The organism is Nonomuraea rhodomycinica, assembly GCF_013363995.1.
Taxonomy (GTDB): Bacteria; Actinomycetota; Actinomycetes; order Streptosporangiales; family Streptosporangiaceae; genus Nonomuraea; species Nonomuraea rhodomycinica.
In genome coordinates this window covers 157468-174826 of record NZ_JABWGO010000015.1, presented here as the reverse complement: position 1 = coordinate 174826, position 17359 = coordinate 157468, and the positions used below count along the sequence as shown (strand labels likewise).

General features: G+C 72.1%; 18 protein-coding genes. 11 read left to right on the top strand and 7 right to left on the bottom strand.

Annotation, left to right across the window (positions count from 1 at the left end):
* The 3 genes from HT134_RS40585 to HT134_RS40575 form a co-directional block, all read left to right on the top strand.
* Positions 1-217, top strand: a 217-nt coding sequence (locus tag HT134_RS40585; RefSeq protein ID WP_175605812.1) for an L-serine ammonia-lyase, iron-sulfur-dependent, subunit alpha, incomplete at its 5' end; no start/stop codon positions are given.
* A gap of 51 nt (positions 218-268) precedes the next feature.
* On the top strand, positions 269-529 hold the full coding sequence (locus HT134_RS40580; RefSeq protein ID WP_175605811.1) for a type II toxin-antitoxin system Phd/YefM family antitoxin: 261 nt from the start codon (positions 269-271) through the stop codon (positions 527-529).
* Positions 526-783: a Txe/YoeB family addiction module toxin gene (locus HT134_RS40575; RefSeq protein WP_175605810.1), complete on the top strand. Its 258-nt coding sequence runs from the start codon at positions 526-528 to the stop codon at positions 781-783. Before HT134_RS40580 ends, HT134_RS40575 begins: the two co-directional genes overlap by 4 nt.
* On the opposite strand, the gene HT134_RS40570 is transcribed toward HT134_RS40575, so the two are convergent.
* On the bottom strand, positions 774-2342 hold the full coding sequence (locus HT134_RS40570) for an MDR family MFS transporter (RefSeq protein WP_175605809.1): 1569 nt from the start codon (positions 2340-2342) through the stop codon (positions 774-776). The two genes, HT134_RS40575 and HT134_RS40570, sit on opposite strands and share 10 nt — an antisense overlap.
* A gap of 117 nt (positions 2343-2459) precedes the next feature.
* Here HT134_RS40570 and HT134_RS40565 point away from each other — a divergent pair, with 117 nt between their 5' ends.
* Positions 2460-3035, top strand: a complete 576-nt coding sequence (locus HT134_RS40565; RefSeq protein WP_312888795.1) for a TetR family transcriptional regulator — start codon at positions 2460-2462, stop codon at positions 3033-3035.
* A 44-nt stretch (positions 3036-3079) separates the two neighbouring features.
* Here HT134_RS40565 and HT134_RS40560 read toward each other — a convergent pair whose 3' ends face one another.
* The gene (locus HT134_RS40560) at positions 3080-3442 is read right to left on the bottom strand and encodes a cupin domain-containing protein (protein WP_175605808.1); all 363 of its coding nucleotides are present in this window, start codon (positions 3440-3442) and stop codon (positions 3080-3082) included.
* 194 nt (positions 3443-3636) lie between these two features.
* Between HT134_RS40560 and HT134_RS40555 the strand changes: the two genes are divergently transcribed.
* The 3 genes from HT134_RS40555 (at position 3637) to HT134_RS40545 (ending at position 5715) form a co-directional block, all read left to right on the top strand.
* Complete coding sequence (locus HT134_RS40555) at positions 3637-4122, top strand: hypothetical protein (RefSeq protein WP_175605807.1); 486 nt, start codon at positions 3637-3639, stop codon at positions 4120-4122.
* Positions 4123-4312: 190 nt separating this feature from the next.
* Complete coding sequence (locus HT134_RS40550; RefSeq protein ID WP_175605806.1) at positions 4313-4696, top strand: hypothetical protein; 384 nt, start codon at positions 4313-4315, stop codon at positions 4694-4696.
* Positions 4690-5715 carry a hypothetical protein gene (locus HT134_RS40545; protein ID WP_175605805.1) on the top strand — a complete coding sequence of 342 codons (1026 nt, stop codon included), beginning with the start codon at positions 4690-4692 and terminating at the stop codon, positions 5713-5715. Before HT134_RS40550 ends, HT134_RS40545 begins: the two co-directional genes overlap by 7 nt.
* A gap of 38 nt (positions 5716-5753) precedes the next feature.
* Here HT134_RS40545 and HT134_RS40540 read toward each other — a convergent pair whose 3' ends face one another.
* Genes HT134_RS40540 through HT134_RS47935 form a run of 3 tightly spaced genes read right to left on the bottom strand, consistent with a single transcriptional unit; the run spans position 5754 to position 10374 of the window.
* Entirely contained in the window at positions 5754-7124 is a 1371-nt protein-coding gene (locus HT134_RS40540) for an ATP-grasp domain-containing protein (RefSeq protein ID WP_175605804.1), read from the bottom strand.
* The gene (locus tag HT134_RS40535; RefSeq protein ID WP_175605803.1) at positions 7121-8362 is read right to left on the bottom strand and encodes an MFS transporter; all 1242 of its coding nucleotides are present in this window, start codon (positions 8360-8362) and stop codon (positions 7121-7123) included. The genes HT134_RS40540 and HT134_RS40535 overlap by 4 nt, the downstream gene beginning before the upstream one ends.
* The gene (locus HT134_RS47935) at positions 8359-10374 is read right to left on the bottom strand and encodes a PEP/pyruvate-binding domain-containing protein (RefSeq protein ID WP_217708935.1); all 2016 of its coding nucleotides are present in this window, start codon (positions 10372-10374) and stop codon (positions 8359-8361) included. Before HT134_RS47935 ends, HT134_RS40535 begins: the two co-directional genes overlap by 4 nt.
* Before the next feature lie 664 nt (positions 10375-11038).
* Between HT134_RS47935 and HT134_RS40525 the strand changes: the two genes are divergently transcribed.
* The gene (locus HT134_RS40525) at positions 11039-11974 is read left to right on the top strand and encodes a hypothetical protein (RefSeq protein WP_175605802.1); all 936 of its coding nucleotides are present in this window, start codon (positions 11039-11041) and stop codon (positions 11972-11974) included.
* 4 nt (positions 11975-11978) lie between these two features.
* Here the strand turns inward: HT134_RS40525 and HT134_RS40520 are convergent, their stop codons facing one another.
* Positions 11979-13652 (bottom strand): serine/threonine-protein kinase, encoded by a 1674-nt coding sequence (locus HT134_RS40520; RefSeq protein ID WP_312888791.1) that lies wholly within the window; start codon positions 13650-13652, stop codon positions 11979-11981.
* A 101-nt stretch (positions 13653-13753) separates the two neighbouring features.
* Between HT134_RS40520 and HT134_RS40515 the strand changes: the two genes are divergently transcribed.
* Together HT134_RS40515 and HT134_RS40510 are read left to right on the top strand one after the other, a co-directional pair.
* The gene (locus HT134_RS40515) at positions 13754-14347 is read left to right on the top strand and encodes a matrixin family metalloprotease (protein WP_175605801.1); all 594 of its coding nucleotides are present in this window, start codon (positions 13754-13756) and stop codon (positions 14345-14347) included.
* A gap of 10 nt (positions 14348-14357) precedes the next feature.
* Positions 14358-15296, top strand: coding sequence for a hypothetical protein (locus HT134_RS40510; protein ID WP_175605800.1), 939 nt, complete (start codon positions 14358-14360; stop codon positions 15294-15296).
* An 82-nt stretch (positions 15297-15378) separates the two neighbouring features.
* Here the strand turns inward: HT134_RS40510 and HT134_RS40505 are convergent, their stop codons facing one another.
* Positions 15379-16392 (bottom strand): zinc-dependent alcohol dehydrogenase family protein, encoded by a 1014-nt coding sequence (locus HT134_RS40505; protein ID WP_175605799.1) that lies wholly within the window; start codon positions 16390-16392, stop codon positions 15379-15381.
* 116 nt (positions 16393-16508) lie between these two features.
* Here HT134_RS40505 and HT134_RS40500 point away from each other — a divergent pair, with 116 nt between their 5' ends.
* A complete protein-coding gene (locus tag HT134_RS40500) occupies positions 16509-17345 on the top strand; it encodes a helix-turn-helix domain-containing protein (RefSeq protein ID WP_312888789.1) in 837 nt (278 codons plus the stop codon).
* Positions 17346-17359 lie beyond the last annotated feature (14 nt).

Genomic DNA, 17359 nt, shown 5'->3' with positions numbered 1-17359 from the left:
GATCGGCGGGCTGGTGCAGATCCCGTGCATCGAGCGCAACGCGGTGGCCTCGATCAAGGCGATCACCGCGGCCCGGATCGCGCTGCGCGGCGACGGCCGCCACTTCGTCGCCCTGGACAAGGCCATCCGCACGATGAAGGCCACCGGCCGGGACATGCTGGACAAGTACAAGGAGACCTCGCGCGGCGGCCTGGCCGTCAACGTCATCGAGTGCTGACCGACCCCTTGAGTGGTACCGTAAAGTTGTACCACTCAAGGGGAGAGGGTCATGTCCATCACCGCCAGCGAGGCGCGTCGCCGCCTGTTCCCGCTCATCGAAGAGGTCAACAACGACCGTACCGCCGTGGAGATCGTCTCCAAGAGCGGCAACGCTTACCTGGTGGCCGCGGAGGAGTACGAAGCCCTCCGTGAGACGGCCTATCTGCTGCGTTCCCCCGCCAACGCCCGCCGGCTGATCGAGTCGTACCAGGAGGCGGTCGAGGGTCGCCACGAGCGGCGCGAACTGCTGGACGACGAGGCTCCCCGGTGAAGGTGGCCTTCACCGGTCAGGGCTGGGAGGACTACGTCCAGTGGCAGACGGCCGACCGCCAGATCCTCAAGCGGATCAACCGGCTCATCGAGGACGCACTGCGTGATCCCTTCGAGGGGATCGGCAAGCCCGAGCCGCTGAAGTACGCGCTCGCGGGCGCGTGGTCACGGCGCATCACCGAGGAGCACCGCCTGGTCTACCTCCCCGCCGGCGACGAGATCATCGTCCTGCAGGCCCGCTACCACTACGAGTGAGTGGCCGTGCCGGCCGGCTCCGAGGTGGTCGGCGCGGCGGCGGGCTGGCGGGAGGCGCCGCGCAGCGGCAGCTCCTTGAGGAAGACCACGGCCACGAACCCGAGCAGGGTGACCGGCACCCCCACGAGGAACACCGTCTCCAGGCCCCGGGTGAACGCCTCCAGCACGATGCCCCTGATCGGCTCCGGGAGGTGCTGGATCTCGCTGGGGCTGCCGAGCGAGAGCGACCCGCCTCCGGGCACCTTGATGTGCCGGGCGGCCAGCAGGCCGGTCATCTCGTCCTTGAGCCGGTTGACGAGGATCGCGCCGAACGCGGCCACGCCGACGGCGCCGCCGAGCGAGCGGAAGAACGACACGCCGGCCGTGGTGGAGGCCATGTCGCGTGGTTCGGAGCCGTTCTGCGCGGCCAGGATGAGCATCTGCATGGACAGGCCGAGCCCGAGGCCCAGGACGGCCACGTCGAACCCGATCAGCCACTCGCTGGAGTCGACGTGCAGCCGCGACAGCAGGAACTGGCCCACGGCCACGATCAGCAGCCCGGCGACCGGGAAGACCTTCCACTTCCCGGTGCGGGTGACGATGCGCCCGGAGATGACGCCCGAGACGAACAGCGACAGGACCATGGGCAGTGTCATCAGGCCGGAGTTGGCCGGGCTGAGCCCCTTGACGATCTGGAGGTACTGCGGCAGGTAGATCATCGCGCCGAACATCGCCATGCCGACGAACAGCGACGACAGGCTCGTCAGCACGAACGTGCGGTTGCCGAACAGCCGGGGCGGCAGGATCGGCGTGCGGGCCGCGCGCTCGGCCAGGACGGCCAGCACCAGCATGACCACGCTGGTGGCGCCCAGCAGGTACGTCCACGGGGAGTTCCACTCGAACTCCTGGCCGCCGAGCGTGAGCAGCAGCATGAGGGCCGTGGCGCTGGCCGTGATCGTGGTGGCGCCCCAGATGTCGATCGTGGTGTCCCGCTTGATCCTCGGCAGCTTCAGCACCTGCTGGATCACCACGAACGCGACCACCGCGAACGGCACCACGACGTAGAAGCACCAGCGCCAGCCGAGCCAGTCGGTGTCCACGATGAACCCGCCGAGCAGCGGGCCGGCGACGGTGGAGATGCCGAAGACGGCGCCCATGTAGCCGGAGTAGCGGCCGCGCTCGCGGGGGGAGACGATGTCGCCGAGGATCACCTGCGCGAGGGCGGACAGGCCGCCGACACCGATGCCCTGCACGGCGCGGGCCGCGATGAGCTGGCCCATGTCCTGGGAGAGGCCGGCCACGAGCGAGGCGGCGACGAACAGGCCGAGGGCGATCTGGAAGAGCAGCTTGCGGCCGAAGATGTCGGACAGCTTGCCCCACAGCGGCGTGGACACGGTCATCGTGAGCATGGTGGCGGAGGCCACCCAGGAGTACTGGTCCTGGCCGCCGAGCTCGCCGACGATCGTCGGCAGGGCCGTGCCGACCACCGACGTCGAGATCATCGAGGTCAGCATGGCGAGCATGAGCCCCGACATCACCTTCAGAATCTCGCGGTGGGTGTACTGCCGCGTCTGAGTCATCAGGGCGTCATGCCTCCTGTCCGGGCCGGGGGAATGGGCGCTGGGCGCGCGCCCCTTCAGTATACGCTCGTTTACTAGCCGCGCGGCAAGTGGGTGCCGGGGCGTTAGAGTTTCCAGGTGGAGCACGTCCAGGTGGAGGCGCGGCCGAGGGGCCGGGAGGCGACGCGAGCCCGTCTGCTCGCCGCCGCCCGCGCGCTGTTCGCCGAGCACGGTTACGAGCACGTCACCGTACGCATGATCGCCGCCGCGGCCGAGGCCAACCTCGCCCTCGTCGGCCGTTACTTCGGGTCGAAGGCCGGGCTGTTCCGCGAGGTGCTGGCCGAGGAGCCGACCATCGCCCCCCTCCTCGACGGCGACCGGGCCGGGCTGCCCGCGCGGCTGGCCGAGTACGCCGCGCTGCGCATGCACGCCGACCCCGAGAGCCGCATCCTGCGCTCGCTCGAACGCTCGGCCGGCGATCCCGAGATCCGGAAGCTCGTCGGCGAGCGGGTGCGCACGGCCGTGATCGAGCCGCTGGCCGAGCGCCTCGGCGGGCCCGACGCGATGGCCCGCGCCCGGCTGGCGACGGCGGTCTTCCTCGGGGTGGGTGCGCTGCGTCGCAACCTCGGGCCGGAGGAGCCGACACCGGCCGACATCGCCCGCCTGACCGCGGCCTTCGAGGCATGCCTGGGCGACGTCCCGCCCGAAGGCTGACGTTCCGCCCGAGGGCTGACGTTCCGCCCGAGGGCTGAGGGCGGCTAGGCGCCCTTCGCCTTGGCGTACTCCGCGGCCCCGCCCGCGAAGTCGAAGACGATGGCCGGCTCGTCGCCGACGACCCACGCGTCGTGCCCCGGCGGCGCGACGAAGACCTCGCCCGGGCCGATCTCCGCCTCGGTGCCGTCGTCCATGCGGATGCGGAGCCTGCCCTTGGCGACGAACCCGTTGTGGTGGACCTCGCACGACTCGGTCCCGGCGATCGGCTTGACGGACGCCGACCAGCGCCAGCCCGGCTCGAACGTGGCCACGCCGAAGGTCAGGCCGGTCAGGTTGCACACCTCCAGGTGCCCCATCGGGAAGTCGCGGCGCTCGTCCGGCTTGTCGATGCTCTTGACTTCGATCATGACGTCCCCCTTCGTCACTTTTCAGTGTTTCAGGCGGGTTCTCGGCTCAGACAATCTTCACGTGCATCTCAAAGTAAAGGAATGCCGTGCTCAGAGCGGACAAAGACCGCGCCTCTAGGTTTCATCGCGGGCGGCGGCTCAAGGAGCGGAGTCGACGGGACTCCACGTGACCGCCGCGGATCGGGGAAGCACTCATGCGTTTCGTCAAGCCGTTCACCGTCGGTGTCGCCAGTGCCGCGCTGCTCGCGGTGCCGTTCGCGGGCGTCTCGCTCGCGGCCGCCGCCGGGCCCGAGCCGGAGCGGGCGGTGACCGTCGTGGGGGACGACCACCGGGTGCCGGTCAAGGCCGAGGTCACGCCGGGCGAGGTGGCCGCGGGTGGCGCGTACAAGGTCACGATCTTCGCGAAGGGGGTGCGGCCGGGTGCCACGGCCACGATCAGGAGCCCCCAGGGGGCCACGTACAAGGTGACCCTCAAGGACGGCAGGGGGTCCAAGACCCTGACCGTCCCGCGCACCACCAAGCCGGGCCGCTACAAGGTGGGCGTGACGGTCGCCGGCCGGGTGACGACCGCCGAGTTCACGGTGACGCGCGACGACCACGACGCCCGCGCCCGCGACACCCGCGACGACCGCGACGGCCATGGCGACCGCGAGGGTGAAAGCCGCACGCCCGGCAGGTGACGGCCTGCGGCCGGGCGGGCCGGCGACGGGGAGGAGCCGGCCCGCCCTCCCGGGTCCGCGAACGAACATCCGGTGAAGCCCGGATGCCGGAAAGCGTAGATGTGATCGTTACGACCGCGAATCGCCCCGGACATCTCCCGTCGTGAGCATGACCGCATGACGACCATGCGCGCGCGACCAGCGGTGATCCATGGCAGAACCACCTCCTGACCAGCCGGCACCACCGGCCCTCGATCTCGATCACGACCAGCTCCGGAAGCAGGTGGCCCCGGCCTTCGACGACGCCTCGGAGGCGGTGCTCCGCGCCGTGAGGAACGCGTACGGGACGCTGGACGCGCTGGGCGGCTGGCCCGCGGAGGAGGAGGCCGACAAGGCGTTCGTCGAGTGGTACCGGCCGAAGCGCGACGAGATGCGCCACTGGATCACCGAGTTCGCCAAGGTGTACGCGGACATCGCCGACGGCATTCGCACGATGCGCCACAACGTGAAGCAGGTCGACTGGGGCGTCGCCGACGACATCGAGCTCGCGGACGTGCCGGTCTACCAGTGGCCCCAGGACGACACCCCATGGTGACGCCCATCAGGCCGATGCTGTCGCCGACGGCCCTGTCCGGTGCCGGGACGCTGTCGCCGGTCACGCTCATGACGACCCTGCTCGTCGTCTCCGGCGGGACCATGGTGGCGCTGCGCGTCTACGCCGGCGTCACCGCCCCCGAGATCGACCCCGCCGAGCTGCGCCGGGCGGCCGCCGCCTTCCGCCGGCTCGCCGACGACCTCGACGGCCCCGAGCAGCCGTCCCGGACCGACAAGGTCGGCGGCGTCGCCGAGATGGCGGACAACGCCGCCGCCTCGGTGTGGAACGACAACGGCGGCGAGGGCGTGGACGCCTTCGCCCGCCTCTACATCCGGCGCGTCATGGGCTTCCCCTCCGCGTTCGCCAAGGACTGCCGCGTGATCGCCGCCGGCTGCGACGCGTACGCCGGGCTCGTCGAGGCGGTGCGCGAGCAGCTCGCCGAGCTCGACAAGGCGATCGTGCAGCTCCTGTGGCTGGTCTGCTTCCAGCCGCTCACGACCGCGCTGTACGGCGTGGCGCAGGCGATGGCCGCCGCCCAGATGGCGCGCCTGGTGAAGCTGGCCCAGACGGTCAAGGCCGTCTTCGGCATCGGCGTCGGCCGCGTCCTGCGGATCTGCCTGCCCGGGTACGTGCTGACCACGCTCAACTACGCCGCCGTCGACGGCGCCGCGTACGCCACCGGAGCCCTCGGCCTCGACGCGCTGAGCGACGCCTCCCACGGGCGGCCGACGCGGTCGCGCGGCGAGAACGCCGAGGAGTTCGGCGGGATCGTGGCCGGGAACACCGGCTACATCCTCGGCTACGACGTGGCCAAGCTGGGCCTGCCCGGCCCGGCCACGCGGGGCGGCGAGATGGTGGCGCGGCTGGTCGGCTCCGGCTTCGGCTACACCCCGGTCAAGAGCGCTCTGGACGAGGACGACGACCACGTGATGACGACGCCGGAGGAGTGGGCGTCCAAGATCGAGGGGCACGGCCTGCGGGCGCTCATCTTCCCCCCGGGCTGGAGGTTCGGCCGCTGACCCCGCCGGTCCCGGCGGGGGCGGCCGTCCGCCGTGAGTCAGCCGCGCCGTGCCGACGCCTCGTTGAGCCCGGCCTCAAGGCCGTCGAGCACGGCGTTGCAGTCCCGCAACAGCGTTCCGGCGTCAGCGGCGGTGAGCAGGAAGACGCCGAGCCAGTTCGCGACGCCGGCGGCGGGGTCGTAGGCGGGGACGGCCCGGCCGATCGGCCGGTCGAAGGCCGCCACGGCCTCGATGGCGCTGCCCGGCGACAGGATCGCCGGCCAGTCCACGGCGCCGGGCCGCCAGGGCGGCGTGCTGCGCCACGGGTTTCCCGCGGAGTCGGCGGGAACGGCGACGACGGAGGCGGCGGCGCCGTTCCCTTCGAGGAGCATCCGCTCGGGGTAGGCGACGCGTTCGCCGAGCAGCTGTCGGGTGAGCATCGCGATCGGGTCGAGCCCGAACACCTCCTCGACCTGCTTGGTGATCATGACGCCGCCGAACCTGGCGCCGGTCTCGATGACGGCCGGCTCCGCGCCGGCGCGGAGCTTCAGCTCCGTGTGCGTGCCGCACGTGCCGAGCCCGAGCGCGTCCACGGCCCGCCTGGAGATCTCCTCGACGACGCGCTGCGACGGCTCGGGCAGCACGCACGGCATGAGGCTGGCGACCTCGTTGAACGGCGGGATCGGCGGCAGCCGCGCCGCGACGCACAGCGGATGGTAGACGCCGTCGGCGACGATTCCCTCCACGCTCACGTAGTCGGCGTAGCCGGGCACGTCGTACCAGCCGTCGACGGAGCCGGTGACGATCTCCTCGGCGAGCAGGTGACGGTCGGCCTCGGTCTCGTACAGCTCGCTCATCCCCACCTGGTTGCCCTTGTCCAGGGCGGCGGCGACCTGGGCCCACGCGGAGGGCACGTCGTCCGGCGAGCGCAGGACGAGCTGGGCGATCGAGCCGGCGCCCCACGCCGGTTTCAGCAGCACGGGCGGGGTCAGCCCGGTCAGCGCGGCGCGCAGGTCCGCCTCGGTGGAGACCCGGCGGAAACCGGGGACGGGCACACCGGCGGCGGCCCAGCTCTCCCTCATGAGCCGCTTGTCGCGGGCCTTCTCAGCCGCGGCGGCGCCGGCTCCCGCCAGGCCCAGCCGGTCGGCGGCGTGCGCCACCGCCAGCACCGCGAACTCCGACAGCGTCATGACCGCGTCGGCGCCGACCGCCTTGGCGTGCCGGACGATCTCGTCCACGGCGGCCTCACCGCGGACGCCGCCCGCGGGGGCCTCGGCGATGCTCGCGCAGTACGGTCGCCAGCGCTCCGTCCCGGTGTCCGGCAGCGGCATGAGCGCGAGCACGTGCAACTCGCCGCAGCCCGCGATGCGCGGGAAGGCGTGGTCGATCGGCGCGCCGCCCTTGGCGTAGACGTACAGGATCTTGTTCACGTGACGTTCTCCTTCGTGGCCGTGGATGTCCGCGCGGTGGCGTGCGGCCGCCGGCTGCGGCGCAGCAGTACGGCCAGCACCGCCATGAGCACGGTCGTGCCGACGGCGACATGGACGAGGAACAGGTTCATCGCGCCTCTGGACAGGTAGCCGCCGAGCGCCAGCACGACGAGGGCGCAGACGGAACGGTCGATCAGCGACTCCAGCGACAGCAGCGTGGCGCGGTGACGCGAGTCGGTGATGGCGCTGTTGATCAGCCGCCGCTGGACGGGGAAGACCAGGCCGGAGGCCAGCGAGAAGACGCACAGGCAGATCACCGTCCCGGTCAGCCCGGCCGGGACGAGCAGGGCCAGCGCGACCGCCATGACCACGGTGAGCGCGAACACCACCGGCACGTCCCCGAAGCGCCGCAGCCAGGTCGAGCGGGCCGCGCCCAGCAGCTCGAAGACCGTGGTCACCGCCATCACCACGCCGAACACCGCCAGCGGCAGCCCCTTGACGGTGAGGATCGGCTGGAAGAGGTTGGCCTGGCCGATCCGCACCAGCGTGAAGACGGCCACCCCTTGGGCGATGAGCAGCATCAGGAGAGGTGAGCGCCACAGCGTCCTGCCCGCGAGGAGCTGTTCGCGCACCGACGGGCGCCGTGCGTCGTGCCCCGCGTCCCCCGGCGGCAGGGCGGGCAGCCGGAGCGCGAGCAGGACGGCGACCGCGCTGCAGGCGGCCGACAGCCAGTACGGCGAGGGCGCGTACCACTGCATGAGCGCGCCGGCGGCGGGAAGGCCGGCGATCCGGCCGGTCAGCGTGTACGCGCGCCCGCTGCCTTCGGCCTGCTGGTAGGCCGCGACGGACTCCGAGCGCCGCAGGTACTCGTACAGGTAGGCGCTGCCCGCGCCGGACACCAGCGAGTTGCCGAGCGCGACGAGCAGGAAGTGGACGAGGAATCCGGCGTAGGACGTCCAGGCGACGGGGACGAGGTTGGCCGCCGTCAGCACGAGCGCGCCGGCCTGCAGGAACCTGCGGTAGTCGAAGCGGTCGGCCAGCGCGCCGGTCGGGATCTCCAGGAGGCAGAACGCCAGGTAGTAGATGCTCTGGATGCCGAAGATCTGCCCGTCGGACAGTCCGCTGTCGTGCTGGTAGACGTAGTAGATCGGCAGCCACCACAGCAGACCGGTGAACAGCTTGTAACCGTTGAAGAGCCTGACGACGCGCCGGACGGCCGGTGTGGTGCCCGCCGTCATGATGCGGGCCGGTAGGGCCGGATCTGCAGGAGTTCGATGCGGTCGCCGTCCAGGGCCCACTCGATGTCGACGGGCACCCCGTAGAGGTAGTCCGGGGAGAAGTGCGACTGCAGCAGGCGGCCGATCAGCGCCAGCCGGGCGAGGGAGTCCTTCGTGGCGGGGTCCAGGTCGGAGCGCGCGGACCCGAGGGAGATCGTCCGGCCGCCGCCCTCGACGGTGTTGTAGAGATGCTGCACCGGGTCGGCGGTCCCGGTGACGACGTCGGCGACCGAGCCCGCGGAGATGTTGACGTAGACGTTCCTGAAGTCGCGGGGGTCGGCCGGGTTGCAGGTGACCAGGACGCCGCCGAGGGGGACGTCGACCCACTCCTGCACGATCACCCCCATGTAGCAGTCCTCCAGGGGGATGCCGGCCTGCTCGCGCAGCCGTACGCTGCGTGCGGACACGAGCGAGGACCACACCTCCTTGACCCCGTCGGCGATCGAGTCGAGCGTGCGCGCGTGCGCCACCGACTCGTACACCCCCGCCGCGGAGAAGCCCGCCAGGTCCTCCGCGTTGGACGAGCTGCGCACCACGAACTGCCCGACACCGGACAGGTGGCTGACGATGGCGTCGTCGATCCGCCGCAGGAGGTCGCCGGGCAGCCGCGTCTCCATGATCATCTGCTGGAGCTCCGCGCAGATGTCCTCGACGTGGTGGGTGCCGGCCTCCAGTGCCATCTTCAGCCGGCCGATGGTCTGCTGGATCCGCGGCGACGACTCCAGGAACTGCCGCTGCAGGGAGAACGGCAGCGCGATACCGCGCGGCACCTCGACGTGCTGCCTGATCAGACGCTCGGCGGCGGCCGACAGGGTGGCGTCGTCGGCGGGGACGCTCACGCCGAGCCGCCCGGCCAGGTAGCCGAGGAGGTCGGGCCGCGGCGGCCGGGGGATCTGGTAGAAGCCGAGCCAGCGGCGCGAGCCGTGTTCCAGCACGTGGCACACCTCGCCGAGGTTGGCGGCCTTGGTGCCGTAGCGATAGTGGTCGCCCATCCGCAGCCATGACAGCGGGACGATCTCGGCGGCGGCCGTCTCGGGCCGTTCCAGCGAGACGCGCCCGGCGGCCCACGGCGGCCGGGAGTCGAGACCGGCGGGCCGGTCGGCCGCCTCGATGAGCACCTCTGGAGCGTCGGGCGCCACCTCGTACCGCACCCAGCCGCCGTCGAGCTCGGCCAGGCCGGGCCGGTCGAGCAGGTCGGTCTGGATGGCGTTGGGGATGCCCCACCCGGTGGCCAGCACGTTGGTGTGCGACAGCGGGGTGGTGTGCTCCGTGTTGACCAGACCGGACACCCGCGGGATGTCGTCGGGGACGCGCGGCATGACGATGATGTCGTGCCATTCCACGGAGCGGGCGGCGGCGCGGTAGTCGGCGGCCGAGGCGAACAGCCGGAGCCTGCCGTACGCCGTGCCGCTGTTGAGCGGCACGAACGGCGCCTGGGACAGCAGCTCGTGGGCGAGGAGCCGGGGTAACTCCTCCTCCGGGATGCCCGCGACGTGGGTCTCCTGCAGGTGGTTGGCCGGCTTGAGGAAGAGCGGCACCGACGGGTCGAGGTGCGCGCGCACGTGGCGGTAGAAGGACAGCAGCATGTCCGCGGACATGGTGTCGGCCTCCACGGTCTCCAGCGACAGGAAGACGCGCTCCTCCCCGTCGCCGTCGTCCGGCCTGCGCCTGTGCAGCGCGAGCAGGCCCAGCAGGAAGCGCCGGTCGGGGCGGACGTAGACGTCGTGGTTGAAGGCGTCGATGTCGCGCAGGAGGTTCTCCGCCGGCACGCCGAGGATGTGCTCGGCGATGTAATGCACGTGCAGCGGGTTGCCGGTGCTGTCGATGACGTGGAACTCCGCCTTTTCGAGATCCACGACGACCTTCACGAACGGGAACCCGGCCAGGCGCCCGGCGAGCCTCATGAACGTCGGGACGGTCAACGGCACGTCCAGTGTGGCGGGAATGACGGAGGTGCGGGGAAGCGTCTTCACGTGATCTCCTTTCGCTACCGTGTGCGGGTTTCGCTGCCGTGTGCGGGCACGCGGGAGGGCACCGTACGCGGGCGCGCGGACGGTGCCTTGGTGCTGTTCATGGGGGGTGCGTGCGGGCGGACAGGCCCGATGCGGCTCCGCCGCGCGGTCTCCCGGGGCAATGGCCGGAGACGTCAGAAGAGGTGGCGCGGCTGTTCGGCACGGCGCGCGGAATAAGGGCGGGAATAACTCGCCGAGGTCAACGGGTCGCGAATGGCTAATATCTCATCTGCTGCAACCTTAAACCTTTCTGCGTTCAAGCACATGGGTGGCGGGACGGTTGTGCGCCGTCGCCGGGGTACGACGATACACATGCCCTGCAGTTAGGAAAAATCACCAATTGCCGGAGGCCCCGGGTTTGCCGCGGTCATCGGCGGGGACTATGATCAACAAGTAAATGCGGCGCTAATTCGCAGTGCCGTACGACGTATCTCGCTGTTTTCCGCGTCCGTCGATTTCGCCGGGCGTCGGCCGTCGCGTCGGCGGTCATGCGAGCTGCCCGCGTGCCGCGGCCGGAAACCCGCTTGAGCGGTCACGGTCGTCCTTGCCAGACTGGGAAGCCGCCCGGACCTGGAACCACCAGCGTCACCCATCGGCGTGAGCCGGGCCGTGAAAGAGCTGGTCAGTGGAAGATCCTAGCTTCGACGATCTCGGACGCGCCGTCGAGATCGCCTGCGACGAGTCCGGCTCGGAGGGCGAGAAGCTGGTCGGCGGCAACACGAACATGTTCGCCCACGCGAGCGTGCGCATGGACGTCCAGGCGGCGGAGCGGTGCCTCGAAGCCGTGCGCGAGCGGGCGCCGTCCCCGACCACCATGTACAAGTCCAGCATCCTGCGCCGGGCCAAGCACCGCTGGGTCGTGGTCTGGCTGCTCGGACCCTCGGGCCCGCTGCTCGGCCGCGCCCACGTCCACCTGATCGACAAGCCGCGCTTCTTCACCCTCCGGCTCGCCGACCTGCTCACGGGCAGCCCCGAGCGGGCGCGCCACCTGGCCGCCGCGCTCGGCGTGGAGGGGCCGCGGGTGTACGGCGCGGAGGGCTGGACGGCGCTCCTGGCCTCGCTCAACGACGTCCTGAGAGCCCGCAACGGCCGGGTCGAGGTCACCGCGGACGCCGCGTTCGACCTGGTGGAGTCCCTGCGCCCGGCCGCGCCGCCCGGCGGCCCGGTGGCCGAGCTCATGGACCTGCTCCTCCGCGCCAGGCCGCGGGTGGAGGCGTTCGGCGAGCGGGCCCCCGGCGCGATGCCCGTCCTGGACCCGCTCATCGCGGCCATCGTCGGCACCGTCGCCCACTGGGCCCGGGGCGGCGCCCGCGTGCGCGTCGTCCACGACCGGCAGACCATCCTGACCGACGACCGGATCTCCGAGCTGACGAGCCTCGCGGGGCCGCTGCCCGGCGGCGGCCGGCTGGACGGGTTCCGCCTGGCGCCCTCCGCCTCGGACGCCAGGATCCAGGTGGCCGACCTGCTGGCCGGCGCGGCCCGGCAGATCGCCGAGGCCGACCGCCGGGGCCGCCCCGACCCTGAACTGGCGGCCCTGCTCCGCCCGTACACGTCCTCCTGAGACCTCAGCGGGCGTACGTCTTGAGGACCCTGCCGTTCGTGTCGGCCGCCAGGTAGCCGGTGCCGTACTCGTCGCCGACGTAGAACAGGATGACCGGCTGGTTGTTCGCGAACACCCAGGCGCCCTGCGCGATCACGTAGTGCGTGGTCGGCTTCTTGACGCCGAGCCGCCGGTCGGCGTACTGGCGCAGCTTCGGCAGGGAGTCCCAGTCGAACGACCGCGCCGTGAACGGCTTCGCGTCCGGGCTGAGCGGGCCCCCGGTCGCGCGGATCACCTGACCGTCGCGGTAGGTGTAGGTGTCGTAGCCCTTCTTGGCGGGCACCGCCACCTGAGCGATCGCGAAGTCCTCGTACACGGTGAGCCCCGTGAACCGCCTGCCGCGCGACGCCTTCTCCAGCGCGCTGATGGCCGTGCGGACGCCGGCGGGCGTCAGGAGGTTCGCCGGCTTGTCGGGGTTCGCGTCGGCGGGCTCGGTCGCGGCGGGCTCGGTCGCGCCCGGCTTGGTCCTGACGGGCGTGGAGGTCGTCCCTGGGAGGTCGGGGGTGACGCGGTCCTGCAGCCGGGGGACCACGATGAGGGCGGCGGCGACCACGCCGCCGACGGCGGCCATCCCCGCGATCGTCGCGGCCCGCCGCCCGCCGGAGCGCCGCTTCGTATCCTCCGTGGGCAGGCCCGTGTACGCGTGCTGCCGCCCCGGGCCGGTCGCGTGACCGCCCCCGGGCGGCACGGGTCCGGATGCCATGGGGCCGGACGGCATGGGTGCGGACGGCATGGGTCCGGACGGCATGGACCCGGCGGGCGGCGGGGTGAAGGGATGCGGCGTGAAGGACGGCGGCGGGGGCGCGGTCGCCGCCTGCTCCTCCGCCCGGGCCAGCATCCGGTCCAGCTCCGCCACCGGAGGACGCGCCCCGGGGTCGGACGTCAGCAGGGCGTGCAGCACGTTCGCCAGCGGCCCGGCCCGGTACGGCGGCGGGACCTGCCCGTTCAGCACCGCCGCGAGCGTCGCGATGGGAGTGTCGCGGCGTAACGGATGACGGCCCTCCACCGCCACGTACAGCAGCATGCCGAGCGACCACAGGTCGGAGGCGGGGTCGCCCTCGTGGCCGCGCAGCCGTTCCGGGGCGATGTACTCGGGGGAGCCCACCACGTCGCCGCTGGCCGTCAGGCCGGGGGAGTCGAGCATCGCCGCGATGCCGAAGTCGGTGAGCACCGGGCTGCCGTCCGGGCGCAGCAGGACGTTCGCCGGTTTCACGTCGCGGTGGCAGATGCCCGCCTGGTGGGCGGTCCGCAGCGCGGCCAGGGTGCCGCGCCCCAGCCGGGCCGCCTCGACGGGCGCCATCGGGCCCTCGGTGAGCCGGTCGGCCAGCGACCGCCCGCGCACCAGCTCCATGACGATCCACGGGTGCGTCAGGGCCGGCGTGTCCACGATGTGGTGGATGGTCACCACGTTCGGATGGTCGAGCCGGGCCAGCGCGCGGGCCTCGCGCAGCACCCGTTCGCGCATCATGCGGGCCCGGCTGGAGTCGGGGTCGGGGGAGTCCGAGGGACGGACCTCCTTGAGCGCGACCTCGCGTTGCAGGGCCAGGTCGTAGGCACGCCACACCGTGCCCATGCCGCCGCTGCCCAACCGCCCGACCAGCTCGAATCGGCCGTCGATGACCGTACGCCCGGATGTCACAGCGCACAGCCTAGAGCCGCCAAAGCGGATACATCGGGTTGATCTTCCCGAATCCGCCCGGCACGATATGCGGACTCCCTTTTTCCCTATTTCTGGATCACATGTTTTCTCGAAAGCTCCTCCCGGCACTCGTCCTCGCGGCGGCCGTGACGGCGGCCACCGCGACCCCCGCCGGGGCGAACGGCTTCGGCTCCGGCAACGGCTGCTGCCCCTTCGCCGACAACGGCAAGCACTGGTACAACTACGCGTCCCTGGAGACCCGCACCCGCACCGCCGTGAAGGCCGCGCTGCTGAACCTCGACGCCCAGACCGACATGACCGTGGCCGCCGACACCACGCCCGACCCCAGCACCGACGTGGAGTCGTTCGACCGCTACTACGTCGACCACTGGGACCTCGACTGGGACGGCTCCAGCACGGGCTACAACCTGTACGCGTACTCGAAGTGCGTCAAGACCATCGCCCCGGCCGACAGCAGCCAGCCGTGGCGCTGCGACCAGTACGAGGTCCGCTACGACCTGCGCGACATCGACTGGATGACCGCGACCCAGCGGCAGGCGCTGGCCTGCCACGAGGTCGGGCACACGGTCGGCCTCGACCACTCCACCGAGTCGACGTCCTGCCTGAAGACCGGCGCGCACAAGATCCTCAAGTACAGCGCGCACGACGTCGCCCACATCAACGGCCGCTACTAGGAGACCGGCGATGCGCAACCTCAAGCTCCTCGCGGCCGGCCTCGCCGCCGCCGCGTCCGTCGCCTCCGTCACCGCGTGCGCGGCCCAGCAGAGCGCCGTCCCGCAGGCTGAACGGCAGCCCCAGCGGTCGTTCTGGTCCCAGCTCCACCCGGACGCGGGCGGGACGGGGCAGTACCTGTTCGACTCGCTCGACGACATCACGCCCGGCGCCCGGCCGTCCGGCGCGTTCCGCCCGGCCGCCGCGCTGGTGGAGGGCACGGTCGTCGGCGTCGAGCCCGGCATCGCGTACGCCTCGGACGACGACTCGCCGACGCCGCGGGTCGTGCCGTACGAGAGCGCGGAGGCCGCGATCCGCTGGGCCAGCGTCGTGGTGAGGGTCGACAAGGTCCTCGCCGGCAAGCTCGGCCGCGGCCACACCGGCGGGCAGATCCGGCTGCGGGTCGAGCAGCCCACCGGCACCACGCTCGACGGCCTGCGCCAGTCGCTCGGCACGGCCGGCCGTGGCCTGTTCTACGTGGACAGCGCCCTCGCCCGGGCCAAGCGCCGGGCCGCGTCACCGCAGGCGCAGGCGTACCAGGCGTCGGTGCACATCCCGATCGGGCAGGGCGTGTTCATCGAGGAGAAGCCGGGCGCGGCGCTGGTCGCCCCGCTCACCGACGAGAACCGCGCCGCCCAGCTCCTCGGGGACACCGGCGAGCCCGCGGCCACGTCCGCGAGCGCCACGCCGTCGGCCACGTCCGCGAGCGCCAGTCCGTCGGCCACAGCCGACGCCGCGAGTGCCTCGCCCTCCGCCCGGCCCGCCTCGACGGGCGCCTCGCCGCGATCCACGGCCACGGGTGCGTCGCCGCAGCTCAAGGCCGCCGCGGACTCGCCGCTGGCCCGGCTCAGGGGCCGCGCCCAACGTTCGGCCTGCGAGACGGGGACGGCCACGGACCGCTCCTCCTGCTGACGCCCACGTCCGAGGGGACGTCCCATGCCGGGACGCCCCTTCGGGAACCCGAAGTCCGGGCTCCCATCCGAAGCCCTGGCTCTCAGGCGTGGCTGATGACGACCTTGCCGAAGCCGCCGCCGGCCATGCAGTAGCGGTACGCCTCGTGGACGTCCTCGAACGGGAACACCCGGTCGATCACGGGACGCAGCCGGTGCGCGGTCATGACCCGGTTCACCTGGAGGAAATGGGCCCGGCTGCCGGTCGCGACCGGGCGCAGCACCGCGCCCGCGCCGAACAGCACCGCCGGGTCCACCGGCGCGGCCCCCTCGGCGCCCGACAGGCGGTAGCCGACGAACGCCACCTCGCCGCCGAGCGCCACCGAGCGCAGCGACTGCTCCAGCGGCCCCGCCGGGTCGATGACGCGGTCGGCGCCTCGGCCGTTCGTCACGGCGCGGACCTGCTCCGACCACGACGGGTTCGCCCGATAGTCGATCACCTCGTCGGCGCCGAGCTCGCGCAGCCGCGCCGCCTTGTCCGGGCCGGACGTCGTCACGATCACCCGGGCGCCGCCGGCCTTGGCGAACATCAGCGCGAACAGCGACACTCCGCCCGATCCGAGCGTCAGCACGGTCTCGCCCGGCCGGGGCGCGCCGCCGGAGGTCAGCGCGTTCCACGCGGTCACGGCCGCCAGCGGCAGCGCCGCCGCCTCCTCGTACGACAGGTGCTCCGGAAGAGGCACCACGCCGTCCTCGCTGAGCACCGCGTACTCGGTCAGCATGCCGTTGATCATGGTGCCGAGCTGGGCGGCGTTCTCAAGCAGGAACGGCCCGTCCTGCCACTGCGGGAACACGGTGGCCGCCACACGGTCGCCCGGCCCGACCCGGGTGACGCCCTCACCGACGGAGACCACCTCGCCCACGCCCTCGCAGCCGGGCACGATGCCGGGCGTGATCGGCAGCGGGTAGTCGTCCTTCAGCACCATCAGGTCGCGAAAGCCCAGCCCGTTGGCGCGCATCCGCACCACGACCTGCCCGCGTCCCGGCGTGGGCTCGTCGTGGTCCGCGGTGGTCAGCCCGTCGAGCCCGCCCCCCGGATGCAGGTGATAGCTCCTCATCGCACGTCCTTCCTCGCCATGTTGCGGTACGAGGGAATCGTCCGGACGAACGCTGACATCGGGCAATTCCCTGGAAGGAATCGCCGGCTGTCGTACGAAGCCGATAGAACTGCCTGGTGAGCACCACCATGACCGAGCGCAGCGGCATCGGCGGCACCAGCGGCAGCGGCAGCGGTATCGGCGGCGAGCTGAGGCGCTGGCGCCACAGCCGCCGCGTCAGCCAGCTCGAACTCGCCACGCTGGCCGGCACGACCCAGCGCCATCTGAGCTTCATCGAGAGCGGCCGCTCCCTGCCGGGGCGCGCCATCGTGATCCGGCTGGCGGAGTCGCTCGGCCTCACGCTGCGCGAGCGCAACGACCTGCTCACCGCGGCGGGCTACGCGCCGGTGTTCGCCGAGTCCGGCTTCGACGAGGCCGCGCTGCGTCCCGTGCGCGCGGCGCTGGAGCAGATCCTGGACGGCCATCTGCCGTACCCGGCGCTGGTCATCGGGCCGTACGGACAGGTGGTGGCGGCGAACGCCGCCATCGAGGTGTTCACCGAGGACGCGGCGCCCGAGCTGCTCGAACCCCCGCTCAACATGCTCCGGCTCATGCTGCACCCCGACGGCATGGGGCACCGCCTGCGCAACCTCCCGGAATGGGGCCGGCACGTCATCGAGAACCTCCGCGCCCGCGCCCGCCGCAGCCCCGACCCGCGCCTCGACGCCCTGGTCGACGAGCTGGCCGGGTACGTGCCCCAGACCCCGGTCGGGCCGGAGCACCTCGGCTTCGCGGTGCCCATGCGGCTGGCCTCGGCCGACGGGGAGCTGCGGCTGATCACGACGCTGACGTCGTTCGCCACGGCGACGGACGTCACGCTCGCCGAGCTGCGCCTGGAGGCGTTCCTGCCCGCCGACGACGCCACGTCCGCCCTCCTCCACAGCCGCGCCCGACACCGTCACGCGACCGAGTAGCCCTATGGCGGGCT

What these genes read in the sequence shown, in the direction of transcription:
- HT134_RS40580 (WP_175605811.1), top strand. Translation starts at nt 269, where the DNA reads ATGTCCATCACCGCCAGCGAGGCGCGTCGCCGCCTGTTCCCGCTCATC.
- HT134_RS40570 (WP_175605809.1), bottom strand. Translation starts at nt 2,342, where the DNA reads ATGACTCAGACGCGGCAGTACACCCACCGCGAGATTCTGAAGGTGATG.
- HT134_RS40560 (WP_175605808.1), bottom strand. Translation starts at nt 3,442, where the DNA reads ATGATCGAAGTCAAGAGCATCGACAAGCCGGACGAGCGCCGCGACTTC.
- HT134_RS40555 (WP_175605807.1), top strand. Translation starts at nt 3,637, where the DNA reads ATGCGTTTCGTCAAGCCGTTCACCGTCGGTGTCGCCAGTGCCGCGCTG.
- HT134_RS40550 (WP_175605806.1), top strand. Translation starts at nt 4,313, where the DNA reads ATGGCAGAACCACCTCCTGACCAGCCGGCACCACCGGCCCTCGATCTC.
- HT134_RS40545 (WP_175605805.1), top strand. Translation starts at nt 4,690, where the DNA reads ATGGTGACGCCCATCAGGCCGATGCTGTCGCCGACGGCCCTGTCCGGT.
- HT134_RS40535 (WP_175605803.1), bottom strand. Translation starts at nt 8,362, where the DNA reads ATGACGGCGGGCACCACACCGGCCGTCCGGCGCGTCGTCAGGCTCTTC.
- HT134_RS40515 (WP_175605801.1), top strand. Translation starts at nt 13,754, where the DNA reads ATGTTTTCTCGAAAGCTCCTCCCGGCACTCGTCCTCGCGGCGGCCGTG.
- HT134_RS40510 (WP_175605800.1), top strand. Translation starts at nt 14,358, where the DNA reads ATGCGCAACCTCAAGCTCCTCGCGGCCGGCCTCGCCGCCGCCGCGTCC.
- HT134_RS40505 (WP_175605799.1), bottom strand. Translation starts at nt 16,392, where the DNA reads ATGAGGAGCTATCACCTGCATCCGGGGGGCGGGCTCGACGGGCTGACC.